The following is a 17,690-nucleotide window of genomic DNA, read 5'->3' on the forward strand; positions in this document are numbered from 1 at the left end:
ATCGGCGATGCTGCCGATCAGGCTCAGGAAGAACGGGTCGGACAGGTGCTCGCGCGAGGTGGGGTCGAAGGGCACGATCACGCCGATGGTGCGGTTCTGCTTCAGGCGCAGGTTCTGCGCGCCGACGTTGACCGCGTAGTTCAGCGAGCGGGCCAGCTCGGCGATGCGGGCCCGCGTCTCGACATTGATCAGCGGGCTGCCGCTGAGCGCGCGCGAGACGGTGGCCACCGACACGCCGGCCAGGCGCGCGATGTCGGCCATCTGCGGCCGGCTGGCCCGCGCGGGTGCGGCGGGTGCCGGTGAGGCAGGGGCGCTGCGCGGACGGGTCATGGATGCGGGCAGGGACTCGGTGCGCCGGCAGTGTAGCGGCCGGCGCCGGCCGTCTCCCGCGAGCCCGCCGCCCGCCCCTGCACCTGCCACCGCCCGCAAGCCGGCTCCGGATGCCGGCGCGGCGCCGCGCGCTCAGAGCTCGTAGCTCAGCGTCAGCTTGGCGGTGCGGCCGTTGATCGAGCGTGCCGCGCCGCGGCCGTCGTTCGATTCGGTGTAGCCCACCGTGTTGCCGAGGTTGTTGATGCCCAGCTGCACGGTGGCCTTGGCCGAGAGCGCATAGCTCGCAAAGGCATTGACCACGGTGTAGCCCGGCAGCTTCACGGTCAGCGGGCCGGCCGGCGTGTCGTCCTGCGAGCCGGTGGTGCCGACGATCGACAGGCCCAGGTCCAGGTCGCCCAGCGTCACGCCCGGGTTCAGCTGGTAGACGAACTTCGCGGTGCGGCGCGGCGTCTTGCCGACGATGGCGGCGTTGGTCGACGACTTGATCGACGCATCGGTGTAGGTCAGCCCGCCGCCCAGGCGGAAGATGCCCGCGCGCCAGCCGGCTTCCAGCTCCAGCCCGCGCGCGTCGTACTTGGTGGCCGTCACCTTGATCGGCTGGGTGGTCACGTCGACGTTCGATTCATCGGTCGTCGCGCTGAACAGCGTGCCGAACAGCTGCAGCCCGCCGCGCCGCCACTTCAGGCCGGCCTCGGTCTGCTTGACCTTGTTGATCGGGATCACCGAGGACTTGCCGTTCACCAGTCCGGGGTCGTTGAAGAAGGTGATGCGGTCGCCGTTGAAGGACACGCCGTCGCTGTAGCGGGCGAACAAGGCCGTGTCCTTGTCCAGCCGGTAGTTGCCGCCGACCGAGTACGAGGTGTGGTCCAACGAGTAGTCGATGGTGCGGGCGCGGCTCAGGTCGTAGGAGACGCCGGGCACGCCGCCATCGAACAGCGTCTGCCGGTACAGGCCCTGCGCATGCACGCGGTCGCCGCGCACCGAGCCTTCCAGCGTCAGCGGGCCCTGGTCGTACTGCAGCAGGCCGTAGCCGGCCTGGGTGGTGTAGCGGCTGTCGGTGAAGTTCTGGCAGCAACCACCGAAGGCGGCCGAACCGTTGACGAAGCCGGGCACGTTCAGCAGCGCCGGCCGGTTGCCGGTGGCCTGCAGCGCGTACTGGTTGAAGCTCCAGGTCATGGCCACCTGCTGCGTCGAGTTGTACAGGCCCGCGGTGGCCTGCAGCGTGCCGCTGTCGCCGAGCTTGAAGGTCTTGCTCACGCGCAGGTCGTTGGCGGTGAGGCCCACGTCGTCGAGCGAGGTGTTGAAGACCACGCCGGTGACGACATTGCCGGTGTAGGCCTGGCCTGCGCTGGGACCGGTGGCCACCACGGTGCCGGCCGGTGCGGCATGCACGTCGTCGCCCGGGAACACGCCGATGAAGCGGCCGCTCTGTTTGGAGGTACGGAATTTCTCGGACAGCTTGAAGCCCTGGCCGAGGTCGAACTCGGCCTCGGCGCCGATGGCATCCACCTTGGCCGTCAGCCCCTTGTTGACGTTCGACGCCACATGGCCGTTGCTGCCCGTGAGCGTGACATCGGGCAGCCAGTACGGCGAGTACAGGCTGGAGGTGCGCGGGTCGAAGCCCGGCACCTGCTGGATGCCGCCGTTGACGTAGCGCACCGGCAGCGGCAGCAGCGTGGGCGTGCTGTCGTCCAGGTGCTTGAACGAGACGCGCAGGAAGCCGTTGTCCAGCGTCTGCGTGACGTTGCCGCGCACCTGCAGGCCCTGCTCGATCTTCACGCCGCCGTCGCGCGCGCCCTCGCCTTCGCGGTAGAAGCCGCCGAAGTAGAAGCGCGTCTTCGGACCCAGTGCGCCGCCATAGCCGAACTCGTAGCGCGTCTGGTCCAGGCCGCTGATGCCCTTGCTGATCGAGGCCACGCCGCCGGTCTCGCTGCCGGTCTTGCTGATGAAGTTGATGATGCCGCCCGGCGCATTGGTGGCCAGCGTCGAGGCCGAGCCGCCGCGCACCACTTCCAGCCGCTCCGTGACGTTGTCGGCGCGCATGAAGGTGTCCGGCGTCACGAAGTTCAGGTCGCCGATCTGCAGCACCGGCAGGCCGTCTTCCTGGAACTGCACGTAGCGCGAGCCGCCGGCCGAGATCGGCAGGCCGCGGATCGTGACGTTGGCATTGCTCTCGCCGCCCGAAGATTCGCTGCGCACGCCGGGGATCAGCCGCAGCACTTCGGCGGTGCTGGCGGCATTGCTCTGCTGCAGTTGCTCGGCGCCCAGCGTCGAGATCGAGACGCTGGCCGCGAGCTTGGAGGTGCGCTGCGAGGTGCCGGTGACGATCACCTGGTCGAGGTTCAGGCCGGGTCCGCTGCGGGCCTCGGTCTTGGCTTCGGCCGCAGCCGCGGGCGCGGTCTCGGCGGACTTGGCGTCGGCCGCGGCAGGCGCTGCACTCTGTGCCCACGCGCAGGGCGCGGACAAGAAGGCGGCCATTGCGGCCAAGGCCACCGGGCGCAAGGGGCTGGGTACGGGGATCATCTCGGGTCTCCTCTCATGCAATCGATTGCTGTCGTGGTCAAAAAAAACGGCCGGGCGACGGGTCGTCGGCGAGCCGGGTGGTGAGCTGCATCTCGAGCGTCCTCAGGTCGGCGACCAGGCGCGCTTCGTTCGCGCCATCGCGCCAGCACAGGTCGATCTCGTGGTCCGCCGAGGGCAGCAGCGTGAACTGGCCGCCGAAGGCCGGGTGCGCGTTGCGCAGCCGGATCAGGCGCAGCAGGTCCTGCACCACCGGACGGTCCAGCGCAGCGTCGATCTCCGCGCGGCTGTAGCGGTGGCGGTTGATGTCGCGGCCGACACCGGTGGCGGCGAGCAGGTCCATATCGTTCTCGCCGGCCAGCAGGCCGACGTAGTAGACCTGCGGCACGCCGGGCAGGAAAAACTGGATCGCGCGCGCCAGCAGGTAGGCGCGGTCGTCGCCGCCCAGCGCGGCGTGGAACGTGCAATTGACCTGGTACAGGTCGAGGTTCGACGCCGCCGCGCCGGTGGCCTGGCGGCTCTGCCCGTCGCTGCGGCGGTGGATCTCCTCCACCAGCCGGTCCAGCGCCGCCGGCGGCACCAGGCCGGGCCGGCCTTCGCGGTCGGCCGCATCGGCGCCGATGTCGATGATGCCGATGCCGTCGTGGGTGTCCAGCACCGTCAGCGCGTTGGTCGGCCGGATGCCGATCCAGCGCTTCAGCGGCTGCGCGTCGGCCGCGTACAAGGCGTGCAGCACCAGCGGTGGCAGCGCGAAGTCGTACACCCAGTCGACCTTGGCCGCGATCTCGATCTGCCGCTGGTGGTGTGCGTGCACCTCCACCAGCACCTCGATGCCGGCCGCGCGCGCCTGCGCCGCGAACTGCTCGATGAACGCGAAGGTCTCGGGCAACATGAAGCAGCTGCTGCCGGCGCGCTTGATCGCATAGCCCACCGCGTCCAGCCGCACCATCGTGACCCCGGCCTGCGACAGCGTGCGCAGGATGTCGCCGAGGTAGGCCTGGCCTTGCGGGTGGGCCACGTCGATGTCCACCTGCTGCGGCGTGAAGGTGGTCCACAGCAGCCGGCGCTGGCCATCGGCCAGCGTCACCGCGGTGAACGGCAGGCCCGGCCGCGGGCGATAGATCGCCAGCAGGTCGGCCTCGGTCGCGCCCTGCGGGAACACGGCGTCCAGCGTCAGGAACAGGCCTGCGTAGCGCGAGGCGCTGCCGTGCTGCAGGAAGTCCAGGAACTGCGGCGACTGCGAGGACATGTGGTTGACGATGACATCGGCCATCACCGGCACCTGCGCGCTCAGCCGCGCGATGTCGTCCCAGCGGCCCAGGCGCGCGTCGACCTGCAGATGGTCGATCGGGTCGAAGCCGGCATCGGCACCGTCGATGCGGTGGAAGAACGGCAGCAGGTGCACGCCGCCGAACAGCCCGGCCAGCGGCGCGCCGGGCTCGGCGATGAGGGCCTGCAGTTCGCGCAGCCCGCCGCCGCCGAGGCGGTCGACGTAGGTGATCAGTTGAACCTGGTTTTTCATCGGGAAGGAGACTTGACGAAGCACACCGCCACGGCGGCACAGACGAGCAGCACGCCGCCCAGGCGCACGGCATTGCCGGGGTCACCGCCCAGCAGCGGCTGGTAGATCAGCGGCAGCGTGAGCATCTGCAGGATCATCGGGATCACGATGAACATGTTGAAGATGCCCATGTAGACGCCGGCCCGCTCGGGCGGGATGCTGCCGGCCAGCAGCACGTAGGGGTTGCCCATGATGCTGGCCCAGGCCAGGCCCAGGCCGACCATCGGCAGGAAGAGCCAGGCCTTGTCGTGGATCGAGGGCAGCCAGCACAGGCCGATGCCGGCCAGCGCCAGGCACACCGCATGTACCGCCTGCGCGCCGTGGCGCCGCGTGAAGGGCAGCAGCGCGAAGGCCGCGACGAAGGCCACCGCGTTGTAGAAGCCGCCGATCTGGCCGTTCAGCAGCCCTGCCTCGCGGAAGCCCGGCGCATCAGCCGCGCGGGTGTCGAACATGGACAGCGCCAGCGCCGGCACGATGTAGATCCAGTAGCACATCATCCCGTACCACTGGAACAGTTTCATCCACCACAGCCGGCGCATCGTGGGCGGCATCTCGCGCAGCGCATCGCCGATCTCCACCAGCGCGGCGCCGAGGCCGCGTTTCTTGGCCGTTATCGACGCCAGCTGCGCCGGTGACAGCGGCAGCTCCGGCGTGGTGTGCACGCTCCACCACACGGTGGCCAGCGACAGCACCGCGCCGATCAGGAACGCGACGATGGTGATGTGCGGGATGTGGTGGCTGTTCACCGCGTCGCGGCTCACGCCCATCCACACCAGCAGCGAAGGCGCCAGGTAGGCCAGCGTCTGCGCCAGGCCGGTGAAGGCGCTTTGCGTCAGGAAGCCCACCGGGTGCTGCTCGGGGGCCAGGCGGTCGCTGACGTACGCGCGGTAGGGCTCCATCGTCACGTTGTTGGCGGCGTCCAGCATCCACAGCAGGCCGGCGGCGAACCACAGGGTGGGGCTGAAGGGCATCAGCAGCAGGCCCAGGCTGCACAGCAGCGCGCCCACCATGAAGTACGGCGTGCGGCGGCCCCAGCGGGAAACGGTGCGGTCGCTCCAGGCGCCCACCAGCGGCTGCACCAGCAGCCCGGTCACCGGCCCGGCCAGCCACAGCAGCGGCAGGCTGGCCTCGTCGGCGCCGAGGTACTTGTAGATCGGGCTCATGTTGCTTTGCTGCAGCCCGAAGCTGAACTGAATGCCGAAGAAGCCGACATTCATGTGCACGATCTGCCGGAAGCTCAGGCGGGGTGGCGTGGGGGCAGGCATCGTGCGAAGAATGGGTCGGCTGTCGAAGCAGCATCAGGGCTGCGGCGAGCCGGATTCTTCGGCTTTTGCAATCGATTGCGAACTAGGGTCTACCCCAGCCTTCGACTCGCGTCCCCCGTCGCTGCGGGGGATGGCGCCACGTCAACGAAGGCGCCGCCGCGTCCACCAGCCCAGCAGCAGGCCGCCGGAGAGCATCAGTGCCCAGCTCTGCGGCTCGGGCACGGCCACCGGCACGCCGGAGGTCACGTAGTGGCCGTCGGTCGCCAGGCCGTTGGACGCGGTGAAGCCGTAGTACACCGGCACGCCGGCCAGGCCGCTGAAGTCCACCGCCGCGTTGACGCTGAAGCTGCCCAGGTTCAGGTGGTCGATGGTGCCGGTCAAGGTGCCGGTCTGGTCGTCGTGGCCCGAAGGAACGTAGCTCACGGTGGCCAGCCACTGGTAGTTCGGGTCGCGGATCGCATCGCCGAGGCCGGTCTCGGTGGCCGCCAGCGGCGTCACGCTGCCGCCGGCCAGGATCTGCAGGCTGGGCGAGACCGGTTCACCGTCGAAGTGGAAGGTGTCGATCGCGAAGGCCACGCTGGCGCCGCCCAGGCCCTCGTAGCCCAGGCCCGAGCCGCCGCCACCCAGGCCCGGCGCGTCGCTCAGCACGAAGGTCATGCCGTCGCCGCGCGTCTGGTCGCTGGCCGGAATGAAGAAATGGAAGCTGAAGCTGAACGCCTGGTTGAAATCCATCGTCAGCGCGCGCTGCGCGTAGCCGGCGCCGCTCTGGTCGCCGGCGCCGGTGTGCGTCAGGATCAGGTTGCTGTAGGTGAAGCCGTTGCCCGGCGTGTCGTTCTGCGCCAGCGCGCTGCCCAGCAGCGTCCACGTCGTGAAGTCGGTGTAGCCCACCGACAGGTCCACCCCCTGCTGGGCCAGCGCGCTGCCGGCGGTGCCCGCGCTCAGCAGGCCGGCCGCCAGAAGGGTTCTCATCGTGTGCCGCATCGCATGCCTCTTCGGTCGTTGAACTGCGAGGCACTGTGCGGCGAGGCCGTTAGTCAATCGTTAGCGGGCGGGGCCGGCGCCCCCGGCCAGGCCCCCGCGAACACGGGGATGCGCAGCCCAGGCCGGCTCGTCGTCCACCGGACGCATTGCGGCCATGCGCCCCTGCCTTGCACAGCCAGAAGGGTTCAGCCCGCGCCGGCCCACCACTGTGCCGGGAAGCGCCCTTCCAGCCAGTTCACGAAACCGCTCACTTTGCTGGGTAGCAGCCGCGGCGAGGGATACACCGCATGGATCTCCTGCTGCGGCAGCGACCAGCCCGGCAGCAGCGGCCGCACCGCGCCGGCCTTCACCGACTCGTGCGCCACGTACCAGGGCAGCGCCGCCACGCCCAGGCCGGCGCGGGCGGCGGCCAGCAGGGCCGAGAGGTTGTTCGAGCGCAGCGGACCCTTGATCGGCGTCTGCAGCTGCAGGCCTTCGGCGTCGGTGAAGTGCCAGCGGTCGTCACCCTGCACGGTGCTGTAGACCAGCGCGTCGTGCTCGGTCAGGTCGTTCGGCATGGTCGGCGTGCCACGCCGCTGCAGGTAGTCGGCCGCGGCCACCAGCACCCAGGGGTTGCTGCCCAGGCGCCGCGCGCCCAGCGACGAATCGGCCAGCCGGCCCAGGCGCAGCGCGACATCGATGCCCTGCTCCACCAGGTTGACGTAGCGGTCCTCGAAGTTCAGGTCGATCTGGATCTCGGGGTTCTCGGCCATGAAGCGCAGCACCAGCGGCACCAGCACGCGTCGGCCGAAGGCCACCGGCGCACTGACACGCAAGGTGCCGCGCAGGCGCGACTGCTGCAGCGCGACCAGGTTGTCGGCCTCCTCGAGCTGGCGGTCGATGAGCCGGCACTTGTCGTAGTACAGCGCGCCAATCTCGGTCGGCGTCACGCCGCGCGTGCTGCGGTGCAGCAGCCGCGCGCCGAGCCGGCGCTCGAGCTCGGCCACGTGCTTGGTGGCGGTGGGCTGCGTCAGCCCCATGTCGGCCGCGGCCTTGCTAAACGAGCCGCTTTCGACCACGCGAATGAAGAGTCGGATGCCCTGCACCTGGTCCATGCCGCCACTGTGCGCGCTTTTGGCAATCGCATTCCTGCATGGAATATCAAATATCTCCTGACTTGGATTCACGCAGTCCCGACAGCCGCGGACCATGCGCCCCATTCCGATCCTCAATCCCAAAGGAGACAGCAATGGCACGCATGAAGGCCGCAATGGCCGCGGTTCTGGTGATGGAGAAGGAAGGCATCTCGCAGGCCTTCGGCATTCCGGGCGCGGCGATCAATCCGCTGTACGCCTGCCTGCGCGAGCGGGCCTCGATCGCGCATGTGCTGGCGCGCCATGTCGAAGGCGCCTCGCACATGGCCGAGGGCTACACCCGTGCCAAGGCCGGCAACATCGGCGTGTGCATCGGCACCTCGGGCCCGGCGGGCACCGACATGATCACCGGCCTGTATTCGGCGCAGGCCGATTCGATTCCCATCCTGTGCATCACCGGCCAGGCGCCGCGTGCCCGCCTGCACAAGGAAGACTTCCAGGCGGTGGACATCCAGTCCATCGCCAAGCCGGTGACCAAGATGGCCACGACGGTGCTCGAGCCGGCGCAGGTGCCGCGCGTGTTCCAGCAGGCCTTTCACCTGATGCGCTCGGGCCGCCCGGGGCCGGTGCTGATCGACCTGCCCTTCGACGTGCAGATGGCCGAGATCGAGTTCGACATCGACACCTACGAGCCGCTGCCGGTGTACAAGCCCGCGGCCACGCGCAAGCAGGTGGAGAAGGCGCTGCAGATGATGCTGGCCGCCGAGCGCCCGCTGATCGTGGCCGGCGGCGGCATCATCAATGCCGATGCCAGCGAGCTGCTGGTGGAGCTGGCCGAGTTGCTGGGCACGCCGGTGATCCCCACCTTGATGGGCTGGGGCGCGATCCCCGATCACCACCCGCTGATGGCCGGCATGTGCGGACTGCAGACCAGCCACCGCTACGGCAACGCGACGATGCTGGCCAGCGACTTCGTGCTCGGCATCGGCAACCGCTGGGCCAACCGCCACACCGGCTCGGTCGAGGTCTACACCAAGGGCCGCACCTTCGTGCACGTGGACATCGAGCCGACGCAGATCGGCCGCGTGTTCTCGCCCGACCTGGGCATCGTGTCCGACGCGAAGGCGGCATTGCAGCTGTTCGTCGAGGTAGCGCGTGAATGGCAGGCGGCCAGCAAGCTGCGCGACTGGTCCGGCTGGGCCGGCGAATGCCTGGCGCGCAAGCAGTCGGTCGACTACCAGCGCAAGACCAATTTCGATCAGGTGCCGATGAAGCCGCAGCGCGTGTACCAGTGCATGACGCGCCATTTCGGAGACGACGTCTGCTACGTCAGCACCATCGGCCTGTCTCAGATTGCCGCCGCGCAGTTCCTGCATGTGCACCGGCCGCGCCACTGGATCAACTGCGGCCAGGCCGGCCCGCTGGGCTGGACCGTGCCGGCCGCGCTGGGCGTGCGCGCGGCCGACCCGGCGCGCAAGATCGTCGCGCTGTCGGGCGACTACGACTTCCAGTTCCTGATCGAGGAACTGGCCGTCGGCGCGCAGTTCAAGCTGCCCTACATCCACGTGGTGGTGAACAACAGCTACCTGGGGCTGATCCGCCAGGCGCAGCGCGGCTTCAGCATGGACTACTGCGTGCAGCTGGGCTTCGACAACATCAACACGCCGGAGACCGACGGCATCGTCAAGGGCTATGGCGTGGACCACGTCAAGGTGGTCGAGGGCCTGGGCTGCAAGGCCATCCGCGTCGAGCGGCCCGAAGACATGCGCGCCGCCTTCGACCAGGCCGAAGCCTGGATGGCCGAGCACCGCGTGCCGGTGGTCGTCGAGGTGATCCTCGAGCGCGTGACCAACATCGCGATGGGCACCGAGATCGACGCGATCAACGAGTTCGAAGCGTTGGCGCAAAGCCGCGAGGACGCGCCCACCGCGCTGAGCCTGCTCGATTGACCGCACACGTTCGAGAGCCCGGAGACCCACCATGCCCCAGTTCGCCGCCAACCTCACGATGCTGTTCAACGAGGTGCCCTTCCTCGACCGCTTCGAGCGCGCCGCCAAGGCCGGCTTCAAGGCCGTCGAGTTCCTCTTTCCGTATGCCTACGCGCCGGCCGAGATCAAGGCCCGGCTCGACGCGCACAGCCTGCAGCTGGTGCTGCACAACCTGCCCGCCGGTGACTGGGACGCCGGCGAGCGCGGCATCGCCTGCCTGCCCGACCGGGTGGAGGAGTTCCGCGCCGGCGTGGCACGCGCCATCGACTACGCGCAGGCGCTCGGCGTGCCGCAGCTGAACTGCCTGGCCGGCAAGGCCCCGGCCGGCATCGACGATGCCGTGCTCCGCCGCACGCTGGTGGCCAACCTGCGCCATGCCGCGGCGGAGCTGCAGCGCGTGGGCCTGAAGCTGCTGGTCGAGCCGATCAACACCTTCGACATTCCCGGCTTCTACGTCAACCGCACCGCGCAGGCGCTGTCGATCCTGGACGAGGTGGGTGCCGCCAACGCCTTCGTGCAGTACGACATCTACCACGCACAACGCATGGAAGGCGAGCTCGCCGCCACGCTGCAGCAGCAGCTCGCGCGCATCGGCCACGTGCAGCTGGCCGACAACCCGGGCCGCCACGAGCCCGGCAGCGGCGAAATCAACTACGAGTTCCTGTTCGCCCACCTCGACCGCATCGGCTACCGCGGCTGGGTCGGCTGCGAATACAAGCCCGCCGGCACGACGGAAGCCGGCCTCGGCTGGCGCCAGCGGCTTGCCCGCTAGAACCGCATGGCATCGATGACGACAAGGAGACTGCAATGACTTCGAATCCCCTCAAGCTCGGCTTCGTCGGCCTGGGCATCATGGGCACGCCGATGGCGGGCCATCTGCTGCGCGCCGGCCACCAGCTGTTCGTGCACACGAAGGGCAAGCTGCCGGTGGAGATCGGTGAATCGCGCGCCACCGTGTGCACCAGTGCGCGCGGCGTGGCCGAGCGCGCGGACATCGTGTTCCTGATGGTGCCGGACACACCCGACGTCGAAGCCGCGCTGTTCAGCGAACAGGGCGTGGCCGCGGGCCTGACACGGGGCAAGGTGGTGGTCGACATGAGCTCGATCTCGCCGATCGCGACCAAGGATTACGCCCGGCGCATCAACGAGATCGGCTGCGACTACCTCGACGCGCCGGTCTCCGGCGGCGAGGTGGGCGCGAAGAACGCCACGCTGTCGATCATGGTCGGCGGTGACGCCGCGGTGTTCGACAAGGTCAGGCCGCTGTTCGAGCTGATGGGCAAGAACATCACGCTGGTCGGCGCCAATGGCGACGGGCAGACGGCCAAGGTGGCCAACCAGATCATCGTCGCGCTGAACATCGAGGCGGTGGCCGAGGCGCTCGTGTTCGCCTCGCGCGCAGGCGCCGACCCGGCGCGCGTGCGCCAGGCGCTGATGGGCGGCTTCGCGTCCTCGAAGATCCTGGAGGTGCATGGCGAGCGGATGATCAAGCGCAGCTTCGAGCCGGGCTTCCGCATCGGCCTGCACCAGAAGGACCTGAACCTCGCGCTGAGCAGCGCCCGCGCGCTGGGCGTCTCGCTGCCTAACACCGCAACAGCGCAGGAGCTGTTCAATGCCTGCGCCGCGCATGGCGGCCTGGCCTGGGACCATTCCGCGATGGTGCGCGCACTCGAGAAGCTGGCCAATCACGAGATCGGCGCGGCCGACAGGTAGCTTTACAGGACCGGCCTCCACCGAGGAAAACCCGAGGCCTGGTTTTTTTGATTGTTGACTGCGGTCAAGAGATTTTCAGACCAACAGTTCGACAGTGAAACCCTCACCAAACCCCTTTGCACGACGGGCGGCCGAAGAGCCGGTTGCAGCCCGCTGGGCGAAGCCTTGCCCCCTGCATTGCATCCCGCACTGTCAGTCAGCACTTCATCAGACCGAGAGAGACAAAGGAATCCACCATCATGTCGCGCCAATCCGCCGCCATTCCAGTCCCGGTCGGGACCCACTCCGCTTCAGCCAGCACGCCATCGGTCTACTACCGATGGGGCCAGCTGCTGATGGGCATCGTCTGCATGGCAATGATTGCTAACCTGCAATATGGCTGGACGCTGTTCGTCAACCCGATCGCGGACAAGCACGGCTGGAGCCGCGCCGCGATCCAGGTGGCGTTCACGATCTTCGTGCTCACGGAAACCTGGCTGGTGCCGATCGAGGGCTACCTGGTCGACCGCTTCGGCCCGCGCCCGGTGGTGCTGGGCGGCGGCATCCTGTGCGCCATCGGCTGGGTGCTGAATTCGCAGGCCGACACGCTAGCGATGCTGTACGTGGCAGCGGCGGTCGGCGGTGTCGGCGCCGGTGCGGTGTACGGCACCTGCGTGGGCAATGCGCTGAAGTGGTTCCCGGACCGCCGCGGCCTGGCCGCCGGCCTCACCGCCGCCGGCTTCGGCGCCGGATCGGCGCTGACGATCATCCCGATCTCGGCCTACATCAAGAGCCACGGCTACGAGGCGGCCTTCCTGCACTTCGGCCTCGCCCAGGGCGTGATCGTGGTGCTGATGGCGCTGGGCCTGTCGCGCGTGCCGGAATCGCTGGCCGCGCTGGCCGGTGGCAATGCCCGGGTGCAGCAGTCGCGCGTCTTCTACTCGCCGATGGAGGTGCTGAAGAAGCCGGTGTTCTGGGTGATGTACCTGATGTTCGTGATGGTGGCCGCCGGCGGCCTGATGGCCACCGCGCAGCTGGCCCCGATCGCCAAGGACTTCAAGATCATCGACACCCCGGTCAACATCATGGGCCTGGTGCTGCCCGCGCTGACCTTCGCGCTGGCCATCGACCGCGTGCTCAACGGCGTGACGCGCCCCTTCTTCGGCTGGGTGTCCGACCAGATCGGCCGCGAGCTGACGATGTTCATCGCCTTCGCGCTCGAAGCGGTCGGCATCCTGGCGCTGTACCAGTTCGGGCAGAACCCGGTGGCCTTCGTGGTGCTGACCGGCGTGGTGTTCTTCGCCTGGGGCGAGATCTACAGCCTGTTCCCCTCGACCTGCGCCGACACCTTCGGCCCGCGCTTCGCCACCGCCAACGCCGGCATGCTCTATACCGCAAAAGGCACGGCCTCCCTGGTGGTGCCGCTGTCCAGCGTGCTGGTCTCGGCCACCGGCAGCTGGCATGCCGTGTTCATTGCCGCCAGCGCGATGAATGCGGTGGCCGCGCTGCTCGCCTGGTTCGTGCTGCGGCCGATGCGCCGGCGTCACATGGCCCGCTCGCAATGATGCTGATCTGAGCCCCTGAAACGCCGACAGCGGCAAGATCGCGAGATCTTGCCGCTGTCGCTTTGCGGAGCGCCGCAATCAGTCGCGGCCAATGCGGCCGGCACGCCGGCGCAGGAGGGCGGCACGGGCCGGGTCGACGGCTTCGATCTGCGCCGCCTCCACGTGCAGTGCACGCGCCTGCTCGACTTCCGAGATGATGCTGTTCGGGCTGAGCACCGCGCCGGCAAAGGCATACGCCTCATGGAGGAAGGCCTTGAACAGGCCGGTCATGCCGATCGGGGCCCGGAAGCTGGCGCTGGCGCTGGTCATGGTGTGTTGCTCCTGAATTGGTCTGGTTGCACTGCAGCAAATTTTATGGGGTTAACCCGCATGCGGGAATACCCTGATTTTTGGATTCTTGACCGCGGTCAATTTTTCGAAAAGGAGGTACGCGATGAGCACGCTGGTCTACAGCCATCCCGCCTGCCTGGCACACGAGCCGGGCCCGGGCCACCCCGAGTCGCCGCAACGCCTGGTGGCCGTGCTGAAGGCGCTGCAGGCGCCGGCGTTCGAAGCGCTGCAATGGCGCGAGGCGCCGCTGGGCACGCGCGAGCAGGTGCTGCACGTCCACACCGAGGACTACGTCGACCAGGTCGAATCGCTGGCACCGCAAAGCGGCTACCAGTTGCTCGATGCCGGCGACACGGTGATGTCGCCCGGCACGCTGGAGGCGGTGATGCGCTGCGTCGGCGCGGCCTGTGCGGCGGTGGATGCCGTGGCTGCCGGCGAGGCGCGCAATGCGTTCTGCGCCACGCGGCCCTGCGGCCACCATGCCGAGGCCGATCGCGCGATGGGCTTCTGCGTCTACAACCAGGCCGCCATTGCCGCGCTGCATGCGCGTGCCGCGCACGGCTGGCGCCGCATTGCGGTGATCGACTTCGACGTGCACCACGGCAACGGCACGCAGCACAGCTTCTGGCGCGACCCCGACCTGTTCTACGGCTCGAGCCACCAGTCACCGTTCTATCCCGGCACCGGCGCGCGGCACGAGATCGGCGTGGCCCACAACATCGTCAACGTGCCGCTGCGGCCGGGCAGCGGCTCGGAGTCCTTCCGCGCCGGCATGCAGCAGGAACTGCTGCCCGCGCTGCGCAAGTTCGCCCCGGAGCTGATCATCATCTCGGCCGGCTTCGATGCGCATGCGCTCGATCCGCTGGGCGGCCTGAACTTCCAGGACGAGGACTTCCACTGGATCACCCGCGAGCTGATGGCACAAGCCCAAGAATCCGCGCATGGCCGCGTGGTTTCGGTCCTAGAAGGTGGCTACAGTCTCGACGGTCTCGCCAGCGGCACGGCAGCGCATGTGCGAGCCTTGATGAGCCCGTGATGCGGGGGCAAACCCCCATACGGGCTTTCCTGAAAAGTTGACCGCGGTCAATCGAGGTTGTCGCGGGCAGGTCGCAGCATTCCGACAGCCTCGAGACAGCGTTCGTACAGCCCTTCTTCAAGGAGACAAGATGATCAGCAAGCTCGTATCGCGCCCCGCGGCGCGCCTGACCACCGCCATCGCCACCGCCCTGCTGGCGCTGGCCGGCAGCAGCGCCGCGCTGGCCTGGGAACCGAACAAGCCGGTGGAGTTCATCGTGCCGGCCGGCACCGGCGGCGGTGCGGACCAGATGGCCCGCCTGATCCAGGGCATCGTCGTCAAGCACAAGCTGATGAAGGAGTCGATGGTCGTCGTCAACAAGTCCGGCGGCGCAGGGGCCGAGGGCTTCCTGTCGATCAAGGAAGCCAAGGGCGACCCGCACAAGCTCGTCGTGACGCTGTCGAACCTGTTCACCACACCGATGGCCACCGGCGTGCCCTTCAACTGGAAGGACCTGACGCCGGTCTCGATGATGGCGCTCGACCAGTTCGTGCTGTGGGTCAACGCCGACAAGCCATACAAGACCGCGGCCGAGTACATCAAGGCCGTGAAGGATGCCGGCCCGAACAAGTTCAAGATGGGCGGCACCGGCTCGAAGCAGGAGGACCAGATCCTCACCGTCGGCCTCGAGAAGGCCACCGGCACCAAGTTCATCTACGTGCCGTTCAAGGGCGGCGGCGAAGTGGCGGTGCAACTGGTGGGCGACCACATCGATTCCAGCGTGAACAACCCGATCGAGGCGGTGGCGCAATGGCGTGCCGGCAAGCTGCGCCCGCTGTGCGTGTTCGACGACCAGCGCATGCCGCACAAGGCGAAGATCACCGACACGCAGGCGTGGTCCGACATCCCGACCTGCAAGGAGGCCGGCGTCCCCACCGACTACGTGATGCTGCGCGGCATCTTCATGGCCCCGGGCGTCACGCCCGAACAGGTGCAGTTCTACGTCGACCTGCTGAAGAAGGTGCGTGAGACGCCCGACTGGAAGGACTACATGGAGAAGGGCTCGTTCAACACCACCTCGATGACCGGCGCCGATTTCCGCAAGTGGCTCGAAGGGGCCGAGGCCATGCACAAGCAGCTGATGACCGAAGCCGGCTTCCTGGCCAAGTAGACCGCGCAGGTCGCATCGGGCGCCGCAACGGCGCCCGAATTGTTTCCGCTTCTCGTTCCTCACGCAGAAATCCAAGGAGCACGCCATGTCAGACCCGCAAGAACAAGCGGCCGACGACGGCCCGCCGCTGGCGAAGAACGCCACGGTCGACGCGGTGGTCGCCGCCATCCTCTTCGCCGTCGGCCTGGTGGTGGTGGTGGAGTCGCGCCGGCTGGGCGCCGGCTGGACCAGTGACGGCCCCGGTGCCGGCTACTTCCCCTTCTACATCGGGCTGATCATCTGCATCTCCAGCCTCGGCATCTTCTGGCAGGCCACCTTCAGCGCCGGCCGCGACACCGACACCTTCGTCGACCGCGGTCAGCTCAAGCGCGTGATGGCCGTGCTCTTGCCGGCCCTGGTGTACGTGCTGGCCACCGTGTTCGTCGGGCTGTACGTCGCCTCGGCGATCTACATCACGCTGTTCATGGTGATCCTGGGCCACTACAGCTGGCTCAAGAGCGTGATCGTCGGCCTGGTGGTCAACGCCGTGTTCTTCATGATGTTCGAGGTCTGGTTCAAGGTGCCGCTGTACAAGGGCACGCTCGAGCCGCTGAGCTTCCTCGGCTACTGACACCGGAGCAACGCGATGGAAGAACTCGGTTCCCTGATCCAGGGCTTCGGCGTGGTGCTGACGCCGATGAACATCGGCCTGATGTTCATCGGCATCACCCTCGGCGTGCTGATCGGCGTGCTGCCCGGCCTGGGCGGCGCCAACGGCGTGGCCATCCTGCTGCCGCTGACCTTCTCGATGTCGCCCACCTCGGCGATCGTGATGCTTTCGTGCATCTACTGGGGCGCGCTGTTCGGCGGCGCGATCACCTCGGTGCTGTTCAACATACCGGGCGAACCCTGGTCGGTGGCCACCACCTTCGACGGCTTTCCGATGGCGCAGAAGGGCAAGGCCGGCCAGGCGCTGACGGCGGCCTTCACCTCCTCGTTCGTCGGCGCCTTCGTCGCGGTGGTGATGATCACCTTCCTCGCGCCGCTGGTCGCGAAGTTCGCGCTGAAGTTCGGCGCACCGGAATTCTTCTCGGTGTACCTGCTCACCTTCTGCAGCTTCGTCGGCATGGGCAAGGGCTCGCCATTCAAGATCCTGATCGCCATGGCGCTCGGCTTCGCGCTCGCCGCGGTGGGCATGGACACCGTCACCGGCCAGCTGCGGCTCACCTTTGGCCAGGCCGAGCTGATGCGCGGCTTCGACTTCCTGATCGCGGTGATCGGCCTGTTCGGCATCGGCGAGATCCTGCTGTCGATGGAAGAGGGCCTGAACTTCAGCGGCAAGTCCGCGAAGATCAACCCGGCCGTGGTGTGGGAAACCTGGAAGGAGCTGCCGAAATACTGGGTCACCTCGATCCGCAGCTCGCTGGTGGGCATCTGGATGGGCATCACGCCCGGGGGCGCGACACCCGCGTCCTTCATGAGCTACGGGCTGGCCAAGAAGATGTCGCGCAACGGGCCGAAGTTCGGCACCGGCGAGGTGGAAGGCGTGATCGCGCCCGAGACCGCCGCGCACGCCGCCGGTACCAGTGCGCTGCTGCCGATGCTCGCGCTGGGCATCCCGGGCTCGCCCACCGCGGCGGTGCTGCTGGGCGGCCTGCTGATCTGGGGCCTGCAGCCCGGGCCGCTGCTGTTCGTCGAGCAGAAGGACTTCGTCTGGGGCCTGATCGCCAGCATGTACCTGGGCAACCTGGCCGGCCTGATCGTGGTGCTGTCCACCGTGCCGCTGTTCGCCTCGATCCTGCGCATCCCGTTCTCGATCATCGCGCCGGTGATCATCGTGATCTGCGCGATCGGCGCCTACACCGTGCACAACGCGATGCTCGACATCTGGTTCATGCTCGGCTTCGGTGTCATCGGCTACGTGTTCAAGAAGCTCGACTACCCGCTGGCACCGCTGGTGCTGGCCATCGTGCTGGGCGACAAGGCCGAGGACTCGTTCCGCCAGGCGATGCTGATCTCGCAGGGCGACGTGACCATCATGTGGTCCAACCCGCTGGTCGGCTCGATCACCACGCTGGCGTTCCTGATGCTGCTGTGGCCGCTGATCAGCAAGCTGATCGGCAAGATCCGCGCGCCGAAGGTCGATCCTCTTCGCGCGCAACAGCCGGTGGATTGAACAAGCCCTCCGCCATGGCAAAAGGCCCGCATCGCGCGGGCCTT

At 68.1% G+C, this 17,690-nt stretch carries 15 protein-coding genes; 8 read left to right on the forward strand and 7 right to left on the reverse strand.

What is annotated here, in order from left to right; genetic code table 11:
• From ACILR4_RS22210 to ACILR4_RS22235, 6 genes are all read right to left on the reverse strand, one after another.
• The coding region (locus tag ACILR4_RS22210; RefSeq protein ID WP_395703095.1) for a LacI family DNA-binding transcriptional regulator at positions 1–261 on the reverse strand (261 nt) is incomplete at its 3' end.
• 201 nt (positions 262–462) lie between these two features.
• A complete protein-coding gene (locus ACILR4_RS22215; protein ID WP_395703066.1) occupies positions 463–2,853 on the reverse strand; it encodes a TonB-dependent receptor in 2,391 nt (796 codons plus the stop codon).
• A 37-nt stretch (positions 2,854–2,890) separates the two neighbouring features.
• Positions 2,891–4,372 carry a sucrose phosphorylase gene (gene gtfA, locus ACILR4_RS22220; RefSeq protein WP_395703067.1) on the reverse strand — a complete coding sequence of 494 codons (1,482 nt, stop codon included), beginning with the start codon at positions 4,370–4,372 and terminating at the stop codon, positions 2,891–2,893.
• Positions 4,369–5,676, reverse strand: coding sequence for an MFS transporter (locus tag ACILR4_RS22225; RefSeq protein ID WP_395703068.1), 1,308 nt, complete (start codon positions 5,674–5,676; stop codon positions 4,369–4,371). Before ACILR4_RS22225 ends, gtfA begins: the two co-directional genes overlap by 4 nt.
• 141 nt (positions 5,677–5,817) lie before the next feature.
• Positions 5,818–6,645: a lectin-like domain-containing protein gene (locus ACILR4_RS22230; RefSeq protein WP_395703069.1), complete on the reverse strand. Its 828-nt coding sequence runs from the start codon at positions 6,643–6,645 to the stop codon at positions 5,818–5,820.
• A gap of 197 nt (positions 6,646–6,842) precedes the next feature.
• Complete coding sequence (locus ACILR4_RS22235; protein WP_395703070.1) at positions 6,843–7,751, reverse strand: LysR substrate-binding domain-containing protein; 909 nt, start codon at positions 7,749–7,751, stop codon at positions 6,843–6,845.
• Positions 7,752–7,885: 134 nt separating this feature from the next.
• On the opposite strand from ACILR4_RS22235, the gene gcl reads away from it, so the two are divergent.
• The 4 genes from gcl to oxlT all read left to right on the forward strand — a co-directional run bounded on the left by gcl (position 7,886) and on the right by oxlT (position 12,975).
• Positions 7,886–9,679, forward strand: a complete 1,794-nt coding sequence (gcl, locus tag ACILR4_RS22240) for a glyoxylate carboligase (protein ID WP_395703071.1) — start codon at positions 7,886–7,888, stop codon at positions 9,677–9,679.
• Positions 9,680–9,710: 31 nt separating this feature from the next.
• On the forward strand, positions 9,711–10,490 hold the full coding sequence (gene hyi, locus ACILR4_RS22245; protein ID WP_395703072.1) for a hydroxypyruvate isomerase: 780 nt from the start codon (positions 9,711–9,713) through the stop codon (positions 10,488–10,490).
• A 35-nt stretch (positions 10,491–10,525) separates the two neighbouring features.
• Entirely contained in the window at positions 10,526–11,431 is a 906-nt protein-coding gene (gene glxR / locus ACILR4_RS22250; RefSeq protein WP_395703073.1) for a 2-hydroxy-3-oxopropionate reductase, read from the forward strand.
• A 239-nt stretch (positions 11,432–11,670) separates the two neighbouring features.
• Positions 11,671–12,975: an oxalate/formate MFS antiporter gene (gene oxlT / locus ACILR4_RS22255; protein WP_395703074.1), complete on the forward strand. Its 1,305-nt coding sequence runs from the start codon at positions 11,671–11,673 to the stop codon at positions 12,973–12,975.
• A 78-nt stretch (positions 12,976–13,053) separates the two neighbouring features.
• Here the strand turns inward: oxlT and ACILR4_RS22260 are convergent, their stop codons facing one another.
• The gene (locus ACILR4_RS22260) at positions 13,054–13,284 is read right to left on the reverse strand and encodes a hypothetical protein (protein ID WP_395703075.1); all 231 of its coding nucleotides are present in this window, start codon (positions 13,282–13,284) and stop codon (positions 13,054–13,056) included.
• A gap of 124 nt (positions 13,285–13,408) precedes the next feature.
• Between ACILR4_RS22260 and ACILR4_RS22265 the strand changes: the two genes are divergently transcribed.
• From ACILR4_RS22265 to ACILR4_RS22280, 4 genes are all read left to right on the forward strand, one after another.
• Positions 13,409–14,341 carry a histone deacetylase family protein gene (locus ACILR4_RS22265; RefSeq protein WP_395703076.1) on the forward strand — a complete coding sequence of 311 codons (933 nt, stop codon included), beginning with the start codon at positions 13,409–13,411 and terminating at the stop codon, positions 14,339–14,341.
• Positions 14,342–14,471: 130 nt separating this feature from the next.
• Complete coding sequence (locus tag ACILR4_RS22270) at positions 14,472–15,491, forward strand: Bug family tripartite tricarboxylate transporter substrate binding protein (RefSeq protein WP_395703077.1); 1,020 nt, start codon at positions 14,472–14,474, stop codon at positions 15,489–15,491.
• Positions 15,492–15,576: 85 nt separating this feature from the next.
• Positions 15,577–16,101, forward strand: coding sequence for a tripartite tricarboxylate transporter TctB family protein (locus ACILR4_RS22275; protein ID WP_395703078.1), 525 nt, complete (start codon positions 15,577–15,579; stop codon positions 16,099–16,101).
• Positions 16,102–16,116: 15 nt separating this feature from the next.
• Complete coding sequence (locus ACILR4_RS22280; RefSeq protein WP_395703079.1) at positions 16,117–17,646, forward strand: tripartite tricarboxylate transporter permease; 1,530 nt, start codon at positions 16,117–16,119, stop codon at positions 17,644–17,646.
• Positions 17,647–17,690: the final 44 nt, after the last annotated feature.

Origin of the sequence: Aquabacterium sp. (assembly GCF_044226965.1) — a bacterium.
GTDB lineage: Bacteria > Pseudomonadota > Gammaproteobacteria > Burkholderiales > Burkholderiaceae_C > Pseudaquabacterium.

Bases quoted from the DNA above. Each gene is read 5' to 3' on its own strand.
- ACILR4_RS22215 (WP_395703066.1), bottom strand. From the start codon at position 2,853: ATGATCCCCGTACCCAGCCCCTTGCGCCCGGTGGCCTTGGCCGCAATG.
- gtfA (WP_395703067.1), bottom strand. From the start codon at position 4,372: ATGAAAAACCAGGTTCAACTGATCACCTACGTCGACCGCCTCGGCGGC.
- ACILR4_RS22225 (WP_395703068.1), bottom strand. From the start codon at position 5,676: ATGCCTGCCCCCACGCCACCCCGCCTGAGCTTCCGGCAGATCGTGCAC.
- ACILR4_RS22230 (WP_395703069.1), bottom strand. From the start codon at position 6,645: ATGAGAACCCTTCTGGCGGCCGGCCTGCTGAGCGCGGGCACCGCCGGC.
- ACILR4_RS22235 (WP_395703070.1), bottom strand. From the start codon at position 7,751: ATGGACCAGGTGCAGGGCATCCGACTCTTCATTCGCGTGGTCGAAAGC.
- gcl (WP_395703071.1), top strand. From the start codon at position 7,886: ATGGCACGCATGAAGGCCGCAATGGCCGCGGTTCTGGTGATGGAGAAG.
- hyi (WP_395703072.1), top strand. From the start codon at position 9,711: ATGCCCCAGTTCGCCGCCAACCTCACGATGCTGTTCAACGAGGTGCCC.
- glxR (WP_395703073.1), top strand. From the start codon at position 10,526: ATGACTTCGAATCCCCTCAAGCTCGGCTTCGTCGGCCTGGGCATCATG.
- oxlT (WP_395703074.1), top strand. From the start codon at position 11,671: ATGTCGCGCCAATCCGCCGCCATTCCAGTCCCGGTCGGGACCCACTCC.
- ACILR4_RS22260 (WP_395703075.1), bottom strand. From the start codon at position 13,284: ATGACCAGCGCCAGCGCCAGCTTCCGGGCCCCGATCGGCATGACCGGC.
- ACILR4_RS22265 (WP_395703076.1), top strand. From the start codon at position 13,409: ATGAGCACGCTGGTCTACAGCCATCCCGCCTGCCTGGCACACGAGCCG.
- ACILR4_RS22270 (WP_395703077.1), top strand. From the start codon at position 14,472: ATGATCAGCAAGCTCGTATCGCGCCCCGCGGCGCGCCTGACCACCGCC.
- ACILR4_RS22275 (WP_395703078.1), top strand. From the start codon at position 15,577: ATGTCAGACCCGCAAGAACAAGCGGCCGACGACGGCCCGCCGCTGGCG.
- ACILR4_RS22280 (WP_395703079.1), top strand. From the start codon at position 16,117: ATGGAAGAACTCGGTTCCCTGATCCAGGGCTTCGGCGTGGTGCTGACG.